Below are 18,433 nucleotides of genomic sequence, written 5' to 3' on the forward strand. Positions count from 1 at the left end.
TGTGGCGCCTGCCGCAGCTCAACGGGTCGTCCCGGCCGGCGCAGCGGCGTACAGACCGTGCGCGGCAATGTACTCGACGACGGCATCGGGAGTGAGGAAGCGGATCGAGCGCCCGGCGGCGACCGCAGCGCGCAGCGCCGAGGCGGAGACGTCGATGGCGGTCACCGGGATGAAATCCAAGCGGTGCCCGCTTTGATGACGGAAACTACCGATGTCCGAGACGTAGCAGAACGTACCCCGTGCGGCAATGTGGGGCGACGCGATGCGCAGGGCATCCGGACCGGGCGCGACCTCGTGCGGCGGCCGCGAGGTGACGACGAGGTCGCACTCGAACGGGATCTCCTCCCAGCGGTGCCAGGTGTGGAAGTCGCGGAACGCGTCGAGGCCGACGATGAGCACGAACGAGCGCTGCGGGTGGCGCTCCTTCAGCACGCGGATGGTGTCGATCGTGTAGGACGGTCCGCTGCGCTCGAGCTCGACCGGCTCGACCCGCAGCCCGGGCCCGCCCGCGACGGCGAGCTCGAGCATCCGCAGACGGTCTTCCGCCGGCGCGACCCCGAGCGCGTCCTTGTGCGGCGGCGTGCTCGCCGGGATGAGCCACACCTCGTCGAGCTCCGCGCGCTCGCGGACCTCCTCCGCGGCGCGCAGGTGGCCGAAGTGCACCGGGTTGAAGCTGCCTCCGTAGAGGCCGGTACGCGTGCCGCTCAGCGCGCGCCTCGCGTGTCGCGTCGCTCAGCGGACCTGGCCATCGCCTTGGACGACGTACTTGTAGGTCGTGAGCTCGCGCAGCCCGAGCGGACCGCGCGCGTGCAGCCGGTTCGTCGAGATGCCGATCTCGGCGCCGAAGCCGAACTCGCCGCCGTCGGTGAAGCGGGTCGACGCGTTGACGTACACGGCGGCCGAGTCGACCTCGCGCGCGAAGCGCCGGGCCGCGGCGCGGTCCTCGGTGACGATCGCCTCGGCGAGTCCCGTCGAGTGCGCGCCGATGTGCTCGATCGCCTGCCCGAGGTCGTCGACCACGCGGATCGACAGGATGAGGTCGAGGTACTCCGTGTCCCAGTCCTCGTCGGTCGCGGGCTTGACGTCGGGCAGCACCGCGCGCGTGCGCTCGCAGCCGCGCAGCTCGACGCCGCGCTCGCGCAGCGCCGCCGCCGCCTTGGGCAGGAACTCGGACGCGATCTCGCGGTGCACGAGCAGCGTCTCCATTGCGTTGCACACGCCGGGGCGCGACGTCTTGGCATTGACGCAGATCGTGACCGCCTGCGCGACGTCCGCCGCCCGGTCGACGTAGGTGTGGCAGATGCCCTCGAAGTGCTGGATGACCGGCACGCGCGCCTTCTCGTGGATCGCGTGCAGCAGGCTCGCGCCGCCGCGCGGGATGATGACGTCGATCTCGTCGACCGCGCCGAGCATCTCGTCGACCGCCTTGCGGTCGGTCGTGCGGACGAGCTGGATCGCGCCCACCGGCAGACCCGCCTCGCGCAGCGCGCGCTCCGCGACGTCGGCGATCGCGGTGTTGCTCTGGATCGCCTCCGAGCCGCCGCGCAGCAGCACCGCGTTGCCCGACTTGAGGCAGAGCGCCGCCGCGTCCGCGGTGACGTTCGGGCGCGACTCGTAGATCACGCCCACCACGCCGAGCGGCACGCGGACCTGCGCGATCTCGAGCCCGTTCGGGCGGCGCCAGGTGGTGATCGTGTCGCCGACCGGATCCGGCAGCTCGGCGATCTCCTCGACGGCGCGCGCCATGGCCTCGACCCGGCGCTCGTCGAGCGTCAGGCGGTCGCGGAAGGCGTTGGTCGCGTCGCGCAGCGCGGCGAGATCGCGCGCGTTGGCCTCGAGCAGCGTGCGCGTCTCCTCGCGCAGGAGACGGGCGAAGGCGCGCAGCGCCGCGTTCTTGGTCTCCGTCGAGGCGAGGCGAAGCGGACGCAGCGCCGCCCGCGCCGCGCGCAGCGGCTCGGCGATCAGGCGACGATCCTGGGATTGATCTTCAGCGGGGCGATTCACGCGCGACACGTTAGCATCCCGCGCCCGCCGCGCGCCCACCGCGGCTCGCGCCGGCTTGGCACGAGCGTCCGCGAGCGGCGCGTGGGGCAGGGCGCGCCGCCCCGCGCTTTCCGCCGATCACGACGCGCGCTCGCCGGACGCGACGCGCGGCCGCTCGACGTCGGCGAGCACCACGAGGTCGTCCCGGTGCACGATCGCGTCGCCCATTTTGTAGCCGAGGAGCGCCTCGACCTCGCTGCTGCGCTTGCCGGCGATGCGCGCCGCCTCGGTCGAGCGGTAGCTGACGAGGCCCCGCGCGAACTCCTCGCCGTCGGGTCCGACCAGGCTCACGCAGTCGCCGGGCTCGAAGCGTCCGCTCACCGACACGACGCCCGACGGCAGCAAGCTGCGGCCGCGCGTCGTCACCGCGGCGACGGCGCCGGCGTCGCAGTGCAGGACGCCCTTTGGCTTGACGGTGTACGCGATCCAGTGCTTGCGCCGCGCGAGGCGGTCCGCGAGCGGCAGGACGAGCGTGCCGACGTCGGCCTGCGGATCGAGCACCGCGGCGAGCGTCCCCGGCTTGCGGCCGTCGCCGATCACCACCGCGATGCCGGCGGCGCTCGCCTTGCGCGCGGCGAGCAGCTTCGAGCGCATTCCGCCCGTGCCGAGCCCGCTGCTGCCGCGCGCGAGCTCGAGCGTCGCCTGGTCGACGCGCTCGAGCACTGGGATGCGCCGCGCGTCGGGCGTCGTCACGGGGTTCGCGGTGAACAGCCCGCCGACGTCGCTCAGCATCACGAGCAGGTCGGCGCCGACCAGCGTGCCGACCAGCGCCGACAGGTTGTCGTTGTCGCCGAACTTGATCTCGTCGACCGACACCGTGTCGTTCTCGTTGACGATCGGGACGACGCGCTTCGCGTGCAGCGTCGCGAGCGCGTGCTCCGCGTTCAGGTAGCGGTGGCGCTTCGCGAGGTCGTCGGCGTCGAGCAGGATCTGCGCGACGACGATGCCGTGCGCGGCGAGCGCCTTCTGCCACTCGGCCATGAGCTGGATCTGGCCGACGCTCGCCGCCGCCTGGCGCTCGGGGATCGTGCGCGGCGCCGCACCGCCGAACAGCGTGCGCCCGGCGGCGATCGCGCCCGAGCTGACCACGGTCACCGCGAGCCCGCGCGCGTGCACCCCGGCGATGTCGCTCGCGAGCCGCGCGAGCGCCGCGCGGTCGAGCCCGGCGCCGTCGGCGAGCACCGACGAGCCGATCTTCACCACGACGTGCCGCAGCCGGCGGATCAGCGCCGGCTTGACGTCCGCTTGACGGAGCTCAGGCATCGCTGGGCGTCTCGCGCGTGTCGATCGCCGCTTCGGCGGGCGCGGACTCCTCCGCGCGGTGCAGCTCGTCGAGCGCGCGCGCGATGCGGGCGACCAGCTCGGGCAGACCTTCGCCGGTCACGGCGGAGATCCCGAGCACCGAGTGCCCGCGCGCTTCGAGCTCGCGGGCGAGCTCCGGGAAGCGCTCTCGTGCTTCGGTCAGGTCGAGCTTGTTCGCGGCGACGATCTGCGGCTTCGCCGCGAGCTCCGGGTCGGCGAGCTCGAGCTCGCGCTGGATCACCTCGAAGTCGTGCAGCGGATCGCGTCCGCTGTCGGGCGACAGGTCGAGCAGGTGGAGGAGCAGGGAGGTGCGCGACAGGTGACGCAAGAAGCGCGTGCCGAGCCCGACGCCGCGGTGCGCGCCCTCGATCAGACCCGGGACGTCGGCGATCACGAACGAGCGTCCCTCGTCGACGCGCACGACGCCGAGCTGGGGCACGAGCGTCGTGAAGGGATAGTCGGCGACCTTCGGACGCGCGGCCGAGAGCCGTGCGATCAGCGACGACTTGCCGGCGTTCGGGAAGCCGACCACGCCGACGTCGGCGAGCAGCCGCAGCTCGAGCCGCAGGCGGCGCTCCTCGCCCGGCTCGCCCGGCGTCGCGTGGCGCGGCGCCTGGTTCACCGAGGTCGCGAAGTGGATGTTGCCGAGGCCGCCCTTGCCGCCGCGCGCGACGATCACCTCGGCGCCGTCCTCGCACAGGTCGGCGAGCGTCTCGCCGGTGTCGGCGTCGCGCACGATCGTGCCGACCGGCACGCGGGCGACCAGGTCGTCGCCGCCGCGTCCGTACTGCTCCTTGCCGCGGCCGTGCTCGCCGCGACCGGCCTTGAGCAGCGGACGGTACTTGAGGTCGAGCAGCGTGGTCAGGCTGCGGTCGGCGCGCAGGATGACGTGCCCGCCGCGTCCGCCGTCACCGCCCGAGGGGCCGCCGCGAGGAACGAATTTCTCGCGACGGAACGCGACGCAGCCGTTGCCGCCGGCGCCGCCCACCGCCACGATCTCGACCTCGTCGATGAACTTCATGCAGCCCGCCTCGGGTCGGGCGAGCCACGATACGCGGACGGACTTCTGCTGCGGCTCGCGCCTTCGGCGCCGTCAGGCGGAGGCCGTCTCCGGCGTCGCCTGCGCCTGGTCGAGCGGCAGCACGCTCACGCGGCGCCGATCCTTGCCCATGCGCTCGTAGCGGACGATGCCGTCGATCTTGGCGAACAGCGTGTAGTCGCGGCCCATGCCGACGTTGCGGCCGGGATGGATCCGCGTGCCGAGCTGGCGGACGAGGATGTTGCCTGCGCGCGCGGTCTCACCGGCGAACAGCTTGACGCCGCGCCGCTGACCCTGGCTGTCGCGCCCGTTGCGAGTGCTGCCCTGACCTTTTTTGTGTGCCATGGTGATTCCTCGAGCGCTGCGCTCAGATCGAGAGCACCTGGACGCCGGTCGTCAGCTGACGGTGACCGTGCCGGCGGCGGTAGTTCTTCCGGCGCTTCTTCTTGAAGACCAAGATCTTGCGCGTCTTCTCCTGCCCGATGATGCGAGCGGCGACGCTCGCGCCCTCGACCAGCGGCGTGCCGATGGTCACCTGCTCGCCGTCACTGCGCAGCAGCACCTCGGGGAACGTGATCTCACTGCCGACCTCACCGTCGAGGGCTTCCACCCAGATGACGTCGCCGGGCTCGACCCGGTACTGCTTTCCCCCCGTACGGATGATCGCGTAAGCCATGCTCTGATCCCTTGGCAAGAGTAACCGTCTTGGCTACCGAACGGGTGTGCGGGAGTCAACCGAACGAGGCGCAGAGACGGCCACCTCGACGGTGGTGCTCTACAGCCGCGAAGATTGCTGCCTCTGCGAGGACGCCCTGCGCGAGATCGAGGCCGCGCGCGCGAGCGTACCGTTCGAGCTCCGGATCGTCGACGTCGACTCGGACCCCGAGCTCGTGCAGCGCTACGGCCACGAGGTCCCGGTCGTCGAGATCGACGGCCGCAAAGCGTTCAAGTATCGGGTGACGAGCCGCGAGCTGCTGCGCCGCCTGCGGCGACGGTCCTGAGCGGGTGGAGGTAGGGGCAGGATGCCACGCATCGCGGTCGATGCCATGGGTGGGGACTTCGCGCCGGAGGAGGTGGTCCGCGGCGTCGCCCAGGCGTCGCTCGAGACGGACATCCAGATGATCCTGGTCGGCAGCGCGGACAAGATCCAGGCGCTGCTCGACGAGGGGCCGTACAACCCCGAGCTGATCTCGGTCCGTCACTGCTCGTCCGCGATCGGCATGGGCGAGGACCCGCGCGAGGCGCTGCGCGCCAAGCGGGACGCCTCGATCGCGGTCGCCGCGCGCATGGTCGCGGCGGGCGAGGCCGACGCGATGGTGTCGGCGGGCAACACCGGCGCCTGCGTGCTCGCCGCGGCGAAGCACTTCAAGCTGATCCGCGGGGTCAAGAAGGCGGCGCTGGCGAGCGTCTTCCCGCGCCAGACGGAGTACCCCGGTCAGGACACGCTCGGGCTGCTGCTCGACGTCGGCGCGACCGTCCGCTGCGACGCGGTCGAGCTCACGCAGTTCGCGGTCATGGGCAGCGCGTACGCGCGGCGGATCTCGAAGGTCCCGAACCCCCGGGTCGGCCTGCTCAACATGGGCAGCGAGGAGACCAAGGGCGGCGAGGTGCTGGTCGAGGCGTACCGCCGCATGAAGTCGCTGCCCGCGATCAACTTCGTCGGCAACATCGAGGGCAACGACGTCGCGACCGGCAAGGCGGACGTGATCGTCACCGAGGGTCTGCTCGGCAACGTGGTCCTCAAGCTCATCGAGGGCATCGGCGAGATCGCGGCGACGCTCGCCGCGCACGCCGCGCAGGAGAGCTGGCGCTGGCGGCTCGGCATGGCGATGATGTCGAGCGGCATCGCGCGCATGCGCGACCTGACCGACTTCCGCACCTACGGCGGCGCGCCGATCCTCGGCTTCGAAAACCTCTGCATCAAGGCGCACGGCCGCTCGACCGCGCCAGCGATCCGCAACGCGATCAAGGTGGCGGCGAAGGCGGTGCGCGACCGCATCTCGCCCGAGATCGCGGAGACGCTGGCGCAGATCCGGTGAGCGACGTCGCCGCGCCGGACGTAGCCACCACGGAGGCGATCGAGCAGGCCGCGATCACCTTCCGCTGGGACCTCGACAAGACCTACCTGCGCACGCAGTTCGAGAGCCTGCGGCAGATGGTCAAGATCCCCTTCGAGGCGGGGAGCGACAAGGTCCACCTGCCGGGGGTGCCGCAGGTCATCCAGGGGCTCCGTCGGTGCGCGGTCGCGCGCTCGCAGCGGCCGTTCGTGTTCTTTCTCTCGGCGAGCCCGCCGCAGATCGGCAACGCGATCCGCGAGAAGCTCGAGCTCGACGGCATCGAGTACGACGGCATCATCTTCAAGGATCAGCTGCGCAACCTGGTGCGCGGCCGCTGGCGCAGCCTGCGCGAGCAGGTCGGCTACAAGCTGAGCGAGCTGCTCGAGAGCCGGCAGCGCGGACCCGCCGCCGCGCGCGAGATCCTGTTCGGCGACGACTGGGAGAGCGATCCGCTGATCTACTCGGTGTACGCCGACATCCTCGCCGGCCGGCTCGACGTCGAGGCGGTGCGGAAGATGCTGCGCACGCTCGACGTCGAGCCGAGCGCGATCGCGCGCGTCGCGCGCGCGATCGAAGCGCTCGAGAGCCACTCCGAGGTCGTGCAGCGGATCTACATCAACCTCGAGAAGCGCACGCCGCCGGGACGCTTCCACGCCTTCGGCCCGCGTCTCGTGCCGGCGTTCAACTACTTCCAGACCGGAGCGTCGCTGTTCGAGCTCGGGCTGATCGACGACGAGGCGCTGAAGGCGATCGCGCGCGCCCTCATCGAGGAGGCGAGCTACAGCGGCGACCGGCTGCGCAACTCGCTCGACGACCTCGTGCGTCGCGGGCATCTGAAGCCGTCGAGCCGCACGCGCATCATCCGCATCCTGCAGCGCGCCGGCTACGCGAACCCCGCCCCGCACGAAGCGATGCTGCGCGCGCGGCTCAAGGCGGCCTTCGAGCGCCTGCAGGCGCGCTGGCGCCGCGGCGGCGAGACGGAGCAGTTCCCCGAGCTGGACTACGCGCAGATCCTGCGCGACTGGACCGGACGCGAGCTCTGACGGCTCTGCGCGGCGGCTCGGACTCGGACGGCGTCGGGCACGCGCCGCGCGTCGGGCAGGCCGCGCCGCCCGTCAAGCGCGCGCCGCGTACTCGATCAGCCGCAGGTCCTCGGTGTCGCCGAGCTGCTGGCGCAGCGCCTCGAGCACGCCGCGCAGGTTGACCACGCGCGTGCACGCCGCGACCTCGGCGAGACGCTCCTTGTTCTTGACGAGGAAGCCGGTGACCACCTCGCGCGACACCGCCTCGACGCCGTTCACGTCGATCGTGATGCGCTGGTAGCCGGCCTGCACCGCTTGTTTGACGCGCTTGAGCAGCGCCCGCGCCCCGCGCAGGTCGAGCGCGCCCTCGACCTGGATGAAGAGCGACCGCATGCGCTCGTCGCTGACCGCCTTGGTGCGCAGCCACGCCCGGCGCGCGATCGAGCCCTCCGGCAGCGCCTGCTGGCCGGCCGGCGTCACGACGTACGGCGAGCGCGCACGCGCGCGCCGCGTGCGGTTCAGCGCGCGCAGGAGCTGCATGCGCACGGTGTAGCGCCCGCGCCGCGCCTGCGCGGCCTCGGCGCGCAGCCGGTAGCCGGCGGCGAGCGCCAGGTTGCGGACGCCGCCCGGGAACAGCGCGCGGCGCCAGATCGCGCCGTGGCGCGCGAGACGCCGCCGCGCCCAGTCGATGCCGTTCGCGACGCTCTCGGGATCCATCAGCGGCTGGCGCTCGGCGCCGTCGTTCGCGAGCTCGGCGCGCGTCACCACCGGCACGGCGATCAGCGCACGCCGGCAGAAGCGCAGCGCGCGCTCGAACACGCCCTCGTCGTCCTGCGCGAGACCGAGCGGCAGCCGGGCGACCGTCGCGATGCCGAGCCCGCGCACGCGACGCAGCGCCGACACCACGCGATCGAGCGCCGGACGGCACTCGTGCACGCCCGAGGCGAGGCCGTCGATCAGCGAGCCCTCGCGCTCGATCTCGATCGCGACGCAGCCCGCGCGCGCGGCGTCCTCGATCACCGCCTTGTGCGCGACCGCTTCGAGCCCGAGCGTGCCGCTGAACGGACGCGGCTGACCTTCGAGGGCACGGAACAGATCGCACGCGGCGCTCGGCGTGAGCTCGCGCAGACCGATCAGACGGAGCGATGCGTCGCGCGGCAGAGCCTCGATCTCGCGCACGACGGACTGCGTGTCGCGCGGCGTGCCGTCGGGGTTCAGGAGGTGAATGGGCACGTGCCCGCTCGGATCGAGGACGTCGAAGCGCATGGCGCCGCTCTAGTGTGGAAGCGCGCCCAATTCAATGCATGTTCGTCGCCGCCGACGTCGTCTGGCGACGTCGTCCTCCGAGCGGCGCGGATCGCTGCAGGATCGGTGATGGAGGGGCGCAGAATCCCTGATGGATCAGCGCCGCACGACCTCTTCGACGACGATCGCCGGCAGGCCGCGCTCCTCGAGCGACGCCGCGAGCAGCTGCGCTTCCTCGCGCTGCGCGTACGGTCCGACGCGCACGCGGTAGACGGGACGGCTGCGGTCGCCGCCCGAGGCGACGTAGACGTTCTCGCGCGGCTGGCGCAGCGAGCCGCCCTCGAGCTCCTTCAGGGACGCGAGGTCGCGACGGTACGCGTCGGCGCGCGCGCGGTCGGCGAACGCCGCGACCTGCACCGCGAACGCGACCGTGCCGATCTCGCCGTCCTCGTGATCGAGCGGCTCGACCCGCACGCTGCAGGTGCCGCTCTCGACCATGCCGAGCTTGCGCGCGGCCGCGTACGATAGATCGAGGATGCGGTCGTCGACGAACGGGCCGCGGTCGTTGATCCGGACCGTCACCTGACGGCCGTTCTCGAGGTTGGTGACGCGCACCCGCGTGCCGAGCGGCCAGGTGCGGTGCGCCGCCGTCATCCCGTGCTGGTTGTAGGTCTCGCCGCTCGCGGTGCGCTGGCCGTGGAAGCCGGGCCCGTACCACGAGGCGATGCCTTCCTGGATGGGCGGCTGGACCGAGCGGGTCGCGCAGCCCGCGGCGAGCGTGACGAGCGCGACCAGCAGCGCGCGCGACAGCAGGCGGGCGACGAAACGTGCGTGCCGCGCCGGCGCGCGGCGGTCGGTCCTCCGCTTCACCATCATCCACCTCCACCGATCGCCCGCCCGCACGGGCGACGAACCGATCCGCGCGGCAGACTACCCTCGGAGATCCCGCGGGACAACCCGCGGAACGCGGTGAACCGATCGCCCGGCTGCTGCGTATTACGGGACGAGCGGCGCGATCCTGCAGATGCGGTCGCGCGCCACAAGGAGGTGAGCATGGGAGCGACGAAGAAGTGCCCGTACTGCGCGGAGGAGATCGCGGCCGAGGCGATCCGCTGCCGCTACTGCCGCAGCAGGCTGTCGTTCATCGATCCCGCGAGCTGGTACCGCGCGCAGCCGAACCGCAAGATCGCCGGCGTCGCCGCCGCGGTGGCGCGCTCGCTCGCCGTTCCGGTCGGGGCGGTGCGGGCGGCCTTCGTGCTCGCGACCTTCTTCCACTTCCTCGGGCCGATCGTCTATCTCGCCCTGTGGCTGACCATCCCGTTCCACCGCGACGGCGACTCGCTGCTCGAGCGTGCGATCGCGGAGGCCAAGGACGCCGCCGCGCGTCTGTTCGGTGACGACGAGCCGGAGCGCGGGGCGACGGGACGACACGGCCCGATGATCTGAATTGGCCTCCGACGAAGAGCTGATGCAGGCGGTTGCGACAGGAGACGGCGCGGCGCTGCGCGAGCTGTGCGCGCGCTGGGAGCGTCCGCTCTACCAGCTCCTGCACCGCGCCGGCGCAGGCTCCGAGGCGGAGGACCTCTACCAGGAGACCTGGCTGCGCGTCGTGCGGGCGGCGCGCAGCTTCGATCCGGCGCGGCGCTTCTCGACGTGGCTCTTCCAGATCGCGCTCAACCTGTGCCGCGACCTGCGCCGGCGCGGCGTGCCGGTGCCGGCGTCGCCCGACGTCGAGCAGGCGGCCGACGCCGCGACCGGCACGTCGCGCGCGCCGGTCGACGACGCGATCGACGCGCGCCGCCTGCTCGACGCGCTGCCCGAGCCGCAGCGTGAGGTGGTCGTGCTGCGCGTCCTGCACGACGCGAGCGAGGCCGAGACCGCGGAGATCCTGGGCTGTCCGCGCGGCACCGTGAAGAGCCGGCTGCACCACGCGCTCGCCCGGCTCGCCGGTCTCGCCCGCGGCGGCGCAGCGGACGGAGGCGTTTCATGAGGGACTGCGAGGCGATCCTGCTCGCGCTCGTGCGCGGCGAGGCGTTGCCGGACGAGGAGTCCGCGCACGTCGCGACCTGCGCGCGCTGCGCGCCGCTCGCCGAGGGGCTCGCTGCGGTCGCGCCCGAAGTCGCCGCGGCACGCGCGCCGGTTGCGCCGCCGCCCGGGCTCGCCGAGCGCGTGCTGCGTGCGGCGTCGCCGCTGCTCGCCGAGAACGCGCGGCTCGCGCGATCCGCTGCCGCACGGCTCGACGTTCGGCGGCTCGCCGCGGCGCTCGCACCGGCGATGCTCGCGTTCCCGCTGCTCGTCCTGCTCGACGTGTGGGTGCTGCGCGCGGCGCACGCGCTGCTGAGCGAGCTCCTGCCGGGTCCGCTCGGGACCTACCTGGTCGCGAGCTACGCCGTCCTGCTGGCGGCGCTCGCGGCCCTCACGTTCGGCGCGATTCCGCTGCTCGTGCAGCGTCAAGCGCACGCGTTCTGGAAGGAAAGCCATGTCTGAACCCCAGCTCAAACGCTGCCCGTTCTGCGCGGAGGAGATCCGCGCGGAGGCGATCAAGTGCCGCTACTGCGGCAGCCACCTCGAAGGCCGCGCGCCGGTGCGCGGCTGGCAGCGCAGCCGCGAGGGCAAGATGATCGCCGGCGTCTGCGCCGGGCTCGCCCGCGAGTTCGACGTCCCGGTGACGGTGCTGCGTCTCGCGTTCGTGCTCGGCACGCTGTTCGGCGGGGGCATCGGCATCATCATCTACCTGGTGCTCTGGGTCGTGATGCCGTACGCGCCGAGCTTCGCCGACGCCGAGCCCTGGGCCTCGCCCGATCCGCCGACCGGCTTCCGGTGACGCGTTTCCCGCCCGGGGGTGGTGTGCTACGAACCCTGCGCGGCGTGGTGACGCAACGTCCCGCGCCCCTGCGGGAGTTGCTGCAAGATGGCCGGTCATTCCAAGTGGAGTCAGATCAAGCATAAGAAGGCCGCCAAGGACGCGAAGCGTGGCAAGGTCTTCACCAAGCTGATTCGCGAGATCACCGTCGCCGCGCGTCTCGGCAACAGCGGCGATTCGAACTTCAACCCTCGCCTGCGCACCGCGATCCTCGCCGCCAAGGCGGCGCGGATGCCGCACGAGAACATCGAGCGCGCGATCAAGAAGGGTCTCGGCGAGGACGGCGGCGCCGCGTACGAGGACGTGATGTACGAGGGCTACGGCCCCGGCGGCGTCGCGATCATGGTGCGCGCGCTGACCGACAACCGGAACCGCACCGTCGCCGAGATCCGCAATCTCTTCCAGAAGTACGGCGGCAACCTCGGCGAGACGGGCTGCGTCGGCTGGATGTTCCAGCGCCGTGGCGTGCTGATGATCGAGGGGCCGTCGATCGGCGAGGAGCAGGTGATGGAGGTCGCGCTCGAAGCGGGCGCGGACGACGTCGTCGACGCCGACGGCACCTGGGAGGTGTCGACCAGCCCCGAGTCGTTCGAGGGGGTGCGGGCGGCGCTCGAGAACGCCGGGGCGACGATCAGCAGCGCCGAGGTGACGATGGTGCCGAGCAACACCGTTGCGGTGCGCGGCGCCGAAGCCGAGAAGCTCGTCAAGCTGCTCGAAGCGCTCGACGACCACGACGACGTGCAGGCGGTGTCGGCGAACGCGGATCTGGACGCGGACGAGGTCGCGCGGCTCTCCGCGTGATCCTTCTCCGCCGGCGGCGGGCGCCGGACGGACGGGCGGGGTGGAGGCAGGACGTGCGTGTGATGGGGATCGATCCGGGGTCGCGCGTCACCGGCTGGGCGCTGGTCGAGGCAAGCGGCGACACGCTGCGCGTGCTCGGCTCCGGCGTCGCGGCACCACGTCCCGGCGACCTCGCGCTGCGGCTCGGCACGATCGCCGAAGAGATCGAGCGGCTGATCGCCGAGTGGTCGCCCGAGTCGATCGCGGTCGAGCGCGCCTTCGTCGGACGCAACGTCGCGAGCGCGCTGCGCCTCGGTGAGATCCGCGGCGCGGTGCTCGCGGTCGCGGGGCGTCGCCGGCTGCCGGTCGTCGACTACCCGCCGGCCACCGTCAAGCTCGCGGTCGCGGGCTCCGGGCGCGCGGAAAAGGAGGCGGTCGCGCGCGGCGTCAGCACCCTGACCGGCTCGCGCCACGTCGCCGGCGACGCGACCGACGCGCTCGCCGTCGCGATCTGCCACCTGCGCCACGCGAGCTTCGCGCGCCGGCTCGTGCCAGCGGTGCGCTGAGGTGCTGCGGGCGGGCGCATGATCGGCGCGCTGCGCGGCAAGATCGAGAGCAAGTCGCCCGGCCTGGTGCTGGTCGACGTCGGCGGCGTCGTCTATGAGGTCGCCGTGTCCCTGCAGTCCTTCGCCCGGCTGCCCGCCGAAGGGGAGAGCGTGCGGCTCGACGTCGTCACGCACCTGCGCGAGGACGGGCTCACGCTGTTCGGCTTCCTCGACCGCACCGAGAAGTCGGTCTTCAACCTGCTGCGCTCGGTGAGCGGCGTCGGGCCGAAGCTGGCGCTGAACATCCTGTCGGGCATCCCGGCGCCCGAGCTGCGCAGCGCGCTCGGCGGCGGCGACGTGCAGCGCCTCACCCGCATCCCCGGCGTCGGCAAGAAGATCGCCGAGCGTCTCGTCCTCGAGCTGCGCGAGCGTGCGCGCGAAGAGGAGCTCGCGGCGGGCGTCGAGCCGGCGGCGGTGAGCGACGGCGACCGCCGCGACCAAGAGGCGGTGTCGGCGCTCGTCAACCTCGGCTACCGCCGCGCCGACGCCGAGAAGGTGCTGCGTGAGGTGCCGCGCGACGTGCCCCTCGAGGAGGCGATCCGCGAGGCGCTGCGGAGGTTCGCGCGGTGAGCGTCGAGCGCAAGGACCCGGCGCTGGCGACGGTCGCGGTGAGCGACGAGGAGCAGCGCTTCGAAGCGTCGCTGCGCCCCGAGACGCTCGCCGACTACGTCGGCCAGGAGTCGATCCGCAACACGCTCGCGGTCGCGATCGCGGCGGCGCGCGAGCGCGGCGACGTGCTCGACCACGTGCTGCTCTCCGGCCCGCCGGGCCTCGGCAAGACGTCGCTCGCGCAGATCATCGCGCGCGAGATGGGCGTGCGTTGCCGCAAGACGCAGGGACCGGCGATCGAGCGCAGTGGCGACCTCGCGGCGATCCTCTCCGACCTCGAGGAAGGCGACGTCCTGTTCATCGACGAGATCCACGGCCTGCCGCGCAAGGTCGAGGAGGTGCTCTATCCTGCGATGGAGGACTTCGAGCTCGACCTGGTGATCGGGCAGGGGCCGACCGCGCGCACGATGCGGCTCGCGCTCAAGCCATTCACGCTGGTCGGCGCCACGACCCGCGCCGGCATGCTGAACGCGCCGCTGCGCGACCGCTTCGGCACCTCGTTCCGGCTCGAGTTCTACGCACCGAACGAGCTGATCCAGATCCTGAACCGCTCGGCGCGCATCCTCGGCATGAACCTGTCGCCCGAGGGCGCGGCCGAGATCGCGCGCCGCTCGCGCGGCACGCCGCGCATCGCGAACCGGCAGCTCAAGTGGGTGCGCGACTACGCGCAGGTGCACCATCCGGGAAAGCCGGTCGACGCCGAGGTGGCGTCGCGCGCCCTCGAGCTGCACCGCGTCGACCCCGCGGGCCTCGATCCGATGGACCACGCGATCCTGCTCGCGGTGCTCGACCGCTTCGCGGGCGGTCCGGTGGGCATCGACAGCCTGGCCGCGCTGCTCGGCGAGGAGCGCGAGACCATCGAGGCGGTCTACGAGCCGTTCCTCGTCCAGTCGGGATACCTCGAGCGCACGCCGCGCGGCCGCGTCGCGACGCAGCGCTGCTGGGAGCACTTCGGCCGCGTCCCGCCGGCGGGACCGAAGCAGGGCCGGCTGCTATAAGAGCGACGTGCCCGACATCGGACGCACGCTCGTCTTTCTCGGCATCGTGCTCGTCGTGGTGGGCGGCCTGTTCATGCTGCTGTCCCGCACCGGCGTGCCCTTCGGTCTCGGGCGGCTGCCCGGCGACATCCTGATCAAGCGCGACGGCTTCACCTTCTACCTGCCGATCACGACCAGCATCCTGCTGAGCGTGGTGCTGTCGTTCATCTTCTGGCTGCTGCGCCGTTGAGGTCGAGCACGCCGACGCCCGCCGACACCCCGGACCGCCGCGAGCCGAGCCGCTTCTGGCGACGCCGCGAAGCGTTCCTGCTCGCCGCGACGCTGCTCGCGGCGCTCTTCTTCTTCCTCTTCGAGACGCGTCTGCCGCCGTTCACCACCGGCGAGTCGGTGTCGCAGAACGTCGTCTTCTTCCTCCTCATCAACCTCAACATCGTCCTGATCCTGCTGGTGGTGTTCCTGCTCGGGCGGAACATCATCAAGCTGGTCGTCGAGCGGCGTCAGCGCGTCCTGGGCTCGCACCTGCGCACGCGGCTGGTCGGCGGCTTCCTGCTGGTCGCGATCGTCCCCGCGGTGCTCCTCTTCCTGGTCGCGCTGGGCTTCATCCGCAGCTCGATCGAGAGCTGGTTCTCGGTGCAGGTGCAGAGCGCGCTCGAGGGCGCGCTCGACATGTCGGACACCTACTACCGCGAGGGCATGGCGACGGCGCTGCGCGATGCGCAGGAGGTCGCGCGACGCCTCGGCGAGTCGCGCAAGAAGCTCGCGGACCAGCGTCCGTTCCTCGCCGCGAAGCGCCTCGAGTACGCCGTCGCGCAGATCGCCGTGTTCGACGCCGAGGGCGCGCCGGTGGTGACGTCGACCGCGGAGCGGCTCGGCAAGGCGTTCGCGGCGCCGCCGGACGCCGAGTTCCTCACCGAGGCGCTCGCCCGCGACGAGTACACGCGCGTCGTGACGCTCGACGGACGCGAGGTGCTGCGCGCCGCCGCGCGCATCCGTGACGCCGCGGGCGAGGTGCGCGGCCTCGTCGTCGTCGACCAGATCGTCCCGCGCAGCGTGACGCGGCGGCGCAACGAGATCCAGCAGAGCGTGCAGCAGTACAAGCAGCTCAAGCTGATGCGCCGCCCGCTGATCAACAACTACGTGCTGACGCTGCTCGTCGCGGCGCTCGCGGTGGTGTTCGGCGCGACCTGGCTCGGCTTCGTGCTCGCGCGCAGCATCACGGTGCCGATCCAGCGCCTCGCCGAGGGCACGCGCCGCGTCGCCGAGGGACACTACGACGAGCGCATCCAGCTCGAGTCCGGCAGCGACGAGGTCGCGACGCTGGTCGCCGCCTTCAACCGGATGACGGCGAACCTGCGCACGACGCACACCGCGCTCGCCGAGCGCGGGCAGACGCTCGAGACCATCCTCGCCAACATCGCGGGCGGCGTGGTGTCGATCGACCGCGAGGGACGCATCGAGACCGTCAATCCGGCGGCGCGCACGATGCTCGGCATCGACGAGCACGTCGTCGGCAAGCCGTTCCGCGACGCGTTCGCCGCGAAGGAGCACGACGCGATCCGCGAGCTGCTCACCGAGCTCGAGACGCGCGCGCGCGAGGAGGTGTGGGACAAGCTGCCGCCGCACCGCCTGTCGGTCGAGTCGAGCGAGGGCGCGGGGCAGATCCTCGCGACGGGCGTCGTGCTGCGCGGCGAGGACGGCCGTGCGACGGGCGCGCTGCTGTTCTTCGAGGACGTCACCGAGCTGCTCAAGGTGCAGCGCATGGAGGCGTGGCGCGAGGTCGCGCGTCGCATCGCGCACGAGATCAAGAACCCGCTCACGCCGATCCAGCTCTCGGCGCAGCGGCTGCGCAAGCGCTACGCCAAGGAGCTCGGCGGCTCGGTGCTCGACGAGTGCACGCGGACGATCATCGCCGAGGTCGAGGTGCTGAAGAACCTGGTCAGCGAGTTCGCGCACTTCGCGCGCCTGCCGACCGGGACGCACGTGCCGACCGATCTGAACGAGCTGGTCGACGAGGCGATGGTGCTGTTCCGCGAGGCGCACCGCGGCATCCGCTTCACCTTCGACCGCGACCCGAAGCTGCCGCCGCTCGAGCTCGACCGCGACGGCATGCGGCGCGTGCTGACCAACATCCTCGACAACGCGGTGGCGGCGATCGCGGCGGTGCCGGGACGCAGCGAGCGCGTGCCGGCGGCGGGACGCGGCGGCGACGGCGACGGCGCGGGCGAGATCGTCGTGCGCGGCGCGATCGACGTCTCGACGCGCTACGACGCCACGCGCGGCGTGGTCGGCCTCGAGATCGCGGACGACGGCATCGGCATGACGCCCGAGGTCAAGGCGCGGCTGTTCGAGCCGTACTTCTCGACCAAGCCGCAGGGCACGGGCCTCGGGCTCGCGATCGCATCCGCGGTGCTCGCCGACCACCAGGCCTTCATCCGCGTGCGCGACAACCAGCCGCGCGGCAGCCGCTTCCTGATCGAGCTGCCGGTCCGCGAGCACACGCTCGAGGTGCCGCACGCGCAGCCCGCGTGACGGCGGGCCGCGCGGACGCTAATGGGGGCAGGGTGTCGAATCCGAGCAAGACCATCCTGGTCGTCGACGACGAGGAGCAGATCCGCCAGAGCCTGCGCGGGGTCCTGAGCGACGAGGGCTTCGCGGTGATCGAGGCGGGCGACGGGAAACGCGCCCTGGAGCTGCTGCGCGAGGGCAAGCCCGACCTCGTGATCCTCGACGTCTGGCTGCCCGAGATCGACGGCATCGCGCTCCTCGAGCAGATCAAGACGACCCACCCCGACCTGCCGGTGATCATCATCTGCGGCCACGCCAACATCGAGGCGGCGGTGCGCGCGACCCGGCTCGGGGCGATCGACTTCATCGAGAAGCCGTTCTCGCTCGAGGCCCTGCTGGGCTCGATCGAGCGCGCGCTCGGCTGCACGGACGGCAGCGACGCCGACGACGGCTCGGTGGTCACCGGACGCGGCGTCGCGGTGGCGCCGCACGTCGCGCCGGGCGAGGACGGCTACCTGCCGCAGCGCACGATCGGCAAGAGCGTCGTGGCGAGCGGGCAGGGGCTGCACTCCGGGATCCGCACCGGCGTGATCCTGCACCCGATGCCGCCCGACACCGGCATCGTCTTCCAGAGCCTCGCGACGGAGAAGAGCGTGCCCGCGCTGGTCGAGTTCGCGGACTCGACGGGCTACGCGACGACGCTGTTCCGCAACGGCTTCAGCGCCAAGACCGTCGAGCACCTGCTCGCGACGCTGCACGGCTACGGCGTCACCAATCTCCTCGTCAAGATGGAAAACGAGGTGCCGGCGCTCGACGGCTCGGCGCTCGAGTTCTGCCATCTGATCGAGGAGGCGGGCGTCGTCGACCAGCCGGGCCCCGGGATCACGCCCTACGTCGTCAAGCGTCCGTTCCACATCGAGGAAGGGCAGAGCGTCCTCGACGTCGAGCCCTACGACGGCTTCGCCATCGACTACACGCTGATCTATCCGGCTCCGGTGGGACAGCAGCGCTACGTCTTCGAGTACCGCGGTCCGGATTCGTTCCGCGACGAGGTCGCGCCGGCGCGCACCTTCGGCTTCGTGCACGAGTTCACGCGTCTTGCCGCGGCCGGTCTCGCCGCCGGCGGCCGGCTCGACAACTGCATCCTGATCGGCGACGACGGCGTGATCAACGGCGAGCTGCGCTTCCCCGACGAGTTCGTGCGCCACAAGATCCTCGACGTGATGGGCGACTTCGCGCTGCTCGGGCGTCCGCTGCGCGGCAAGATCATCGCGCGCGCGACCGGCCACCGGCACAACGTCGCGATGGTGCGCGAGCTGCTCGCCGCCGAGGCGCAGGCGGGCGGGGCGTAGGGCACCGCGGACC

The 18,433-nt window shown here is 72.1% G+C and carries 22 protein-coding genes; 14 read left to right on the forward strand and 8 right to left on the reverse strand.

Annotation, left to right across the window (positions count from 1 at the left end; genetic code table 11):
• Nucleotides 1-18 precede the first annotated feature (18 nt).
• The 6 genes from nadD to rplU all read right to left on the reverse strand — a co-directional run bounded on the left by nadD (nucleotide 19) and on the right by rplU (nucleotide 5,060).
• Nucleotides 19-708, reverse strand: a complete 690-nt coding sequence (gene nadD / locus VIS07_20040; GenBank protein ID HEY8517807.1) for a nicotinate (nicotinamide) nucleotide adenylyltransferase — start codon at nucleotides 706-708, stop codon at nucleotides 19-21.
• Between the two features lie 24 nt (nucleotides 709-732).
• Nucleotides 733-2,004, reverse strand: coding sequence for a glutamate-5-semialdehyde dehydrogenase (locus VIS07_20045; GenBank protein ID HEY8517808.1), 1,272 nt, complete (start codon nucleotides 2,002-2,004; stop codon nucleotides 733-735).
• A 117-nt stretch (nucleotides 2,005-2,121) separates the two neighbouring features.
• Nucleotides 2,122-3,306: a glutamate 5-kinase gene (gene proB, locus VIS07_20050; protein ID HEY8517809.1), complete on the reverse strand. Its 1,185-nt coding sequence runs from the start codon at nucleotides 3,304-3,306 to the stop codon at nucleotides 2,122-2,124.
• On the reverse strand, nucleotides 3,299-4,366 hold the full coding sequence (gene obgE, locus VIS07_20055; protein HEY8517810.1) for a GTPase ObgE: 1,068 nt from the start codon (nucleotides 4,364-4,366) through the stop codon (nucleotides 3,299-3,301). Before obgE ends, proB begins: the two co-directional genes overlap by 8 nt.
• A gap of 72 nt (nucleotides 4,367-4,438) precedes the next feature.
• Nucleotides 4,439-4,729 (reverse strand): 50S ribosomal protein L27, encoded by a 291-nt coding sequence (gene rpmA, locus VIS07_20060; GenBank protein HEY8517811.1) that lies wholly within the window; start codon nucleotides 4,727-4,729, stop codon nucleotides 4,439-4,441.
• Nucleotides 4,730-4,751: 22 nt separating this feature from the next.
• The gene (gene rplU / locus VIS07_20065) at nucleotides 4,752-5,060 is read right to left on the reverse strand and encodes a 50S ribosomal protein L21 (protein ID HEY8517812.1); all 309 of its coding nucleotides are present in this window, start codon (nucleotides 5,058-5,060) and stop codon (nucleotides 4,752-4,754) included.
• Nucleotides 5,061-5,151: 91 nt separating this feature from the next.
• Here rplU and VIS07_20070 point away from each other — a divergent pair, with 91 nt between their 5' ends.
• Genes VIS07_20070 through VIS07_20080 form a run of 3 tightly spaced genes read left to right on the forward strand, consistent with a single transcriptional unit; the run spans nucleotide 5,152 to nucleotide 7,484 of the window.
• Nucleotides 5,152-5,385: a glutaredoxin family protein gene (locus VIS07_20070; protein ID HEY8517813.1), complete on the forward strand. Its 234-nt coding sequence runs from the start codon at nucleotides 5,152-5,154 to the stop codon at nucleotides 5,383-5,385.
• 21 nt (nucleotides 5,386-5,406) lie between these two features.
• Nucleotides 5,407-6,423, forward strand: coding sequence for a phosphate acyltransferase PlsX (gene plsX, locus VIS07_20075; protein HEY8517814.1), 1,017 nt, complete (start codon nucleotides 5,407-5,409; stop codon nucleotides 6,421-6,423).
• Entirely contained in the window at nucleotides 6,420-7,484 is a 1,065-nt protein-coding gene (locus tag VIS07_20080) for a phosphatase domain-containing protein (GenBank protein HEY8517815.1), read from the forward strand. Before plsX ends, VIS07_20080 begins: the two co-directional genes overlap by 4 nt.
• A gap of 72 nt (nucleotides 7,485-7,556) precedes the next feature.
• Here the strand turns inward: VIS07_20080 and VIS07_20085 are convergent, their stop codons facing one another.
• A complete protein-coding gene (locus tag VIS07_20085) occupies nucleotides 7,557-8,729 on the reverse strand; it encodes a hypothetical protein (GenBank protein ID HEY8517816.1) in 1,173 nt (390 codons plus the stop codon).
• 135 nt (nucleotides 8,730-8,864) lie between these two features.
• Nucleotides 8,865-9,581: a septal ring lytic transglycosylase RlpA family protein gene (locus tag VIS07_20090; GenBank protein ID HEY8517817.1), complete on the reverse strand. Its 717-nt coding sequence runs from the start codon at nucleotides 9,579-9,581 to the stop codon at nucleotides 8,865-8,867.
• 180 nt (nucleotides 9,582-9,761) lie between these two features.
• Here VIS07_20090 and VIS07_20095 point away from each other — a divergent pair, with 180 nt between their 5' ends.
• From VIS07_20095 to lpxC, 11 genes are all read left to right on the forward strand, one after another.
• Complete coding sequence (locus tag VIS07_20095; protein HEY8517818.1) at nucleotides 9,762-10,154, forward strand: PspC domain-containing protein; 393 nt, start codon at nucleotides 9,762-9,764, stop codon at nucleotides 10,152-10,154.
• A 22-nt stretch (nucleotides 10,155-10,176) separates the two neighbouring features.
• Nucleotides 10,177-10,698 (forward strand): sigma-70 family RNA polymerase sigma factor, encoded by a 522-nt coding sequence (locus VIS07_20100; GenBank protein HEY8517819.1) that lies wholly within the window; start codon nucleotides 10,177-10,179, stop codon nucleotides 10,696-10,698.
• Nucleotides 10,695-11,195 carry a hypothetical protein gene (locus VIS07_20105; GenBank protein ID HEY8517820.1) on the forward strand — a complete coding sequence of 167 codons (501 nt, stop codon included), beginning with the start codon at nucleotides 10,695-10,697 and terminating at the stop codon, nucleotides 11,193-11,195. The genes VIS07_20100 and VIS07_20105 overlap by 4 nt, the downstream gene beginning before the upstream one ends.
• Nucleotides 11,188-11,532 carry a PspC domain-containing protein gene (locus VIS07_20110; GenBank protein HEY8517821.1) on the forward strand — a complete coding sequence of 115 codons (345 nt, stop codon included), beginning with the start codon at nucleotides 11,188-11,190 and terminating at the stop codon, nucleotides 11,530-11,532. The genes VIS07_20105 and VIS07_20110 overlap by 8 nt, the downstream gene beginning before the upstream one ends.
• A gap of 87 nt (nucleotides 11,533-11,619) precedes the next feature.
• On the forward strand, nucleotides 11,620-12,372 hold the full coding sequence (locus VIS07_20115; protein ID HEY8517822.1) for a YebC/PmpR family DNA-binding transcriptional regulator: 753 nt from the start codon (nucleotides 11,620-11,622) through the stop codon (nucleotides 12,370-12,372).
• 62 nt (nucleotides 12,373-12,434) lie between these two features.
• Nucleotides 12,435-12,917: a crossover junction endodeoxyribonuclease RuvC gene (gene ruvC, locus VIS07_20120; GenBank protein ID HEY8517823.1), complete on the forward strand. Its 483-nt coding sequence runs from the start codon at nucleotides 12,435-12,437 to the stop codon at nucleotides 12,915-12,917.
• A gap of 18 nt (nucleotides 12,918-12,935) precedes the next feature.
• Complete coding sequence (gene ruvA, locus VIS07_20125) at nucleotides 12,936-13,526, forward strand: Holliday junction branch migration protein RuvA (GenBank protein HEY8517824.1); 591 nt, start codon at nucleotides 12,936-12,938, stop codon at nucleotides 13,524-13,526.
• A 23-nt stretch (nucleotides 13,527-13,549) separates the two neighbouring features.
• Nucleotides 13,550-14,563: a Holliday junction branch migration DNA helicase RuvB gene (gene ruvB, locus VIS07_20130; GenBank protein HEY8517825.1), complete on the forward strand. Its 1,014-nt coding sequence runs from the start codon at nucleotides 13,550-13,552 to the stop codon at nucleotides 14,561-14,563.
• 7 nt (nucleotides 14,564-14,570) lie between these two features.
• Nucleotides 14,571-14,792 carry a DUF2905 domain-containing protein gene (locus VIS07_20135; GenBank protein HEY8517826.1) on the forward strand — a complete coding sequence of 74 codons (222 nt, stop codon included), beginning with the start codon at nucleotides 14,571-14,573 and terminating at the stop codon, nucleotides 14,790-14,792.
• Entirely contained in the window at nucleotides 14,789-17,092 is a 2,304-nt protein-coding gene (locus tag VIS07_20140) for an ATP-binding protein (GenBank protein HEY8517827.1), read from the forward strand. Before VIS07_20135 ends, VIS07_20140 begins: the two co-directional genes overlap by 4 nt.
• Before the next feature lie 32 nt (nucleotides 17,093-17,124).
• Nucleotides 17,125-18,420: a UDP-3-O-acyl-N-acetylglucosamine deacetylase gene (gene lpxC, locus VIS07_20145; GenBank protein HEY8517828.1), complete on the forward strand. Its 1,296-nt coding sequence runs from the start codon at nucleotides 17,125-17,127 to the stop codon at nucleotides 18,418-18,420.
• Nucleotides 18,421-18,433: the final 13 nt, after the last annotated feature.

Source organism: Candidatus Binatia bacterium, from assembly GCA_036563615.1.
Taxonomy (GTDB): Bacteria; Desulfobacterota; Binatia; order UBA12015; family UBA12015; genus DATCMB01.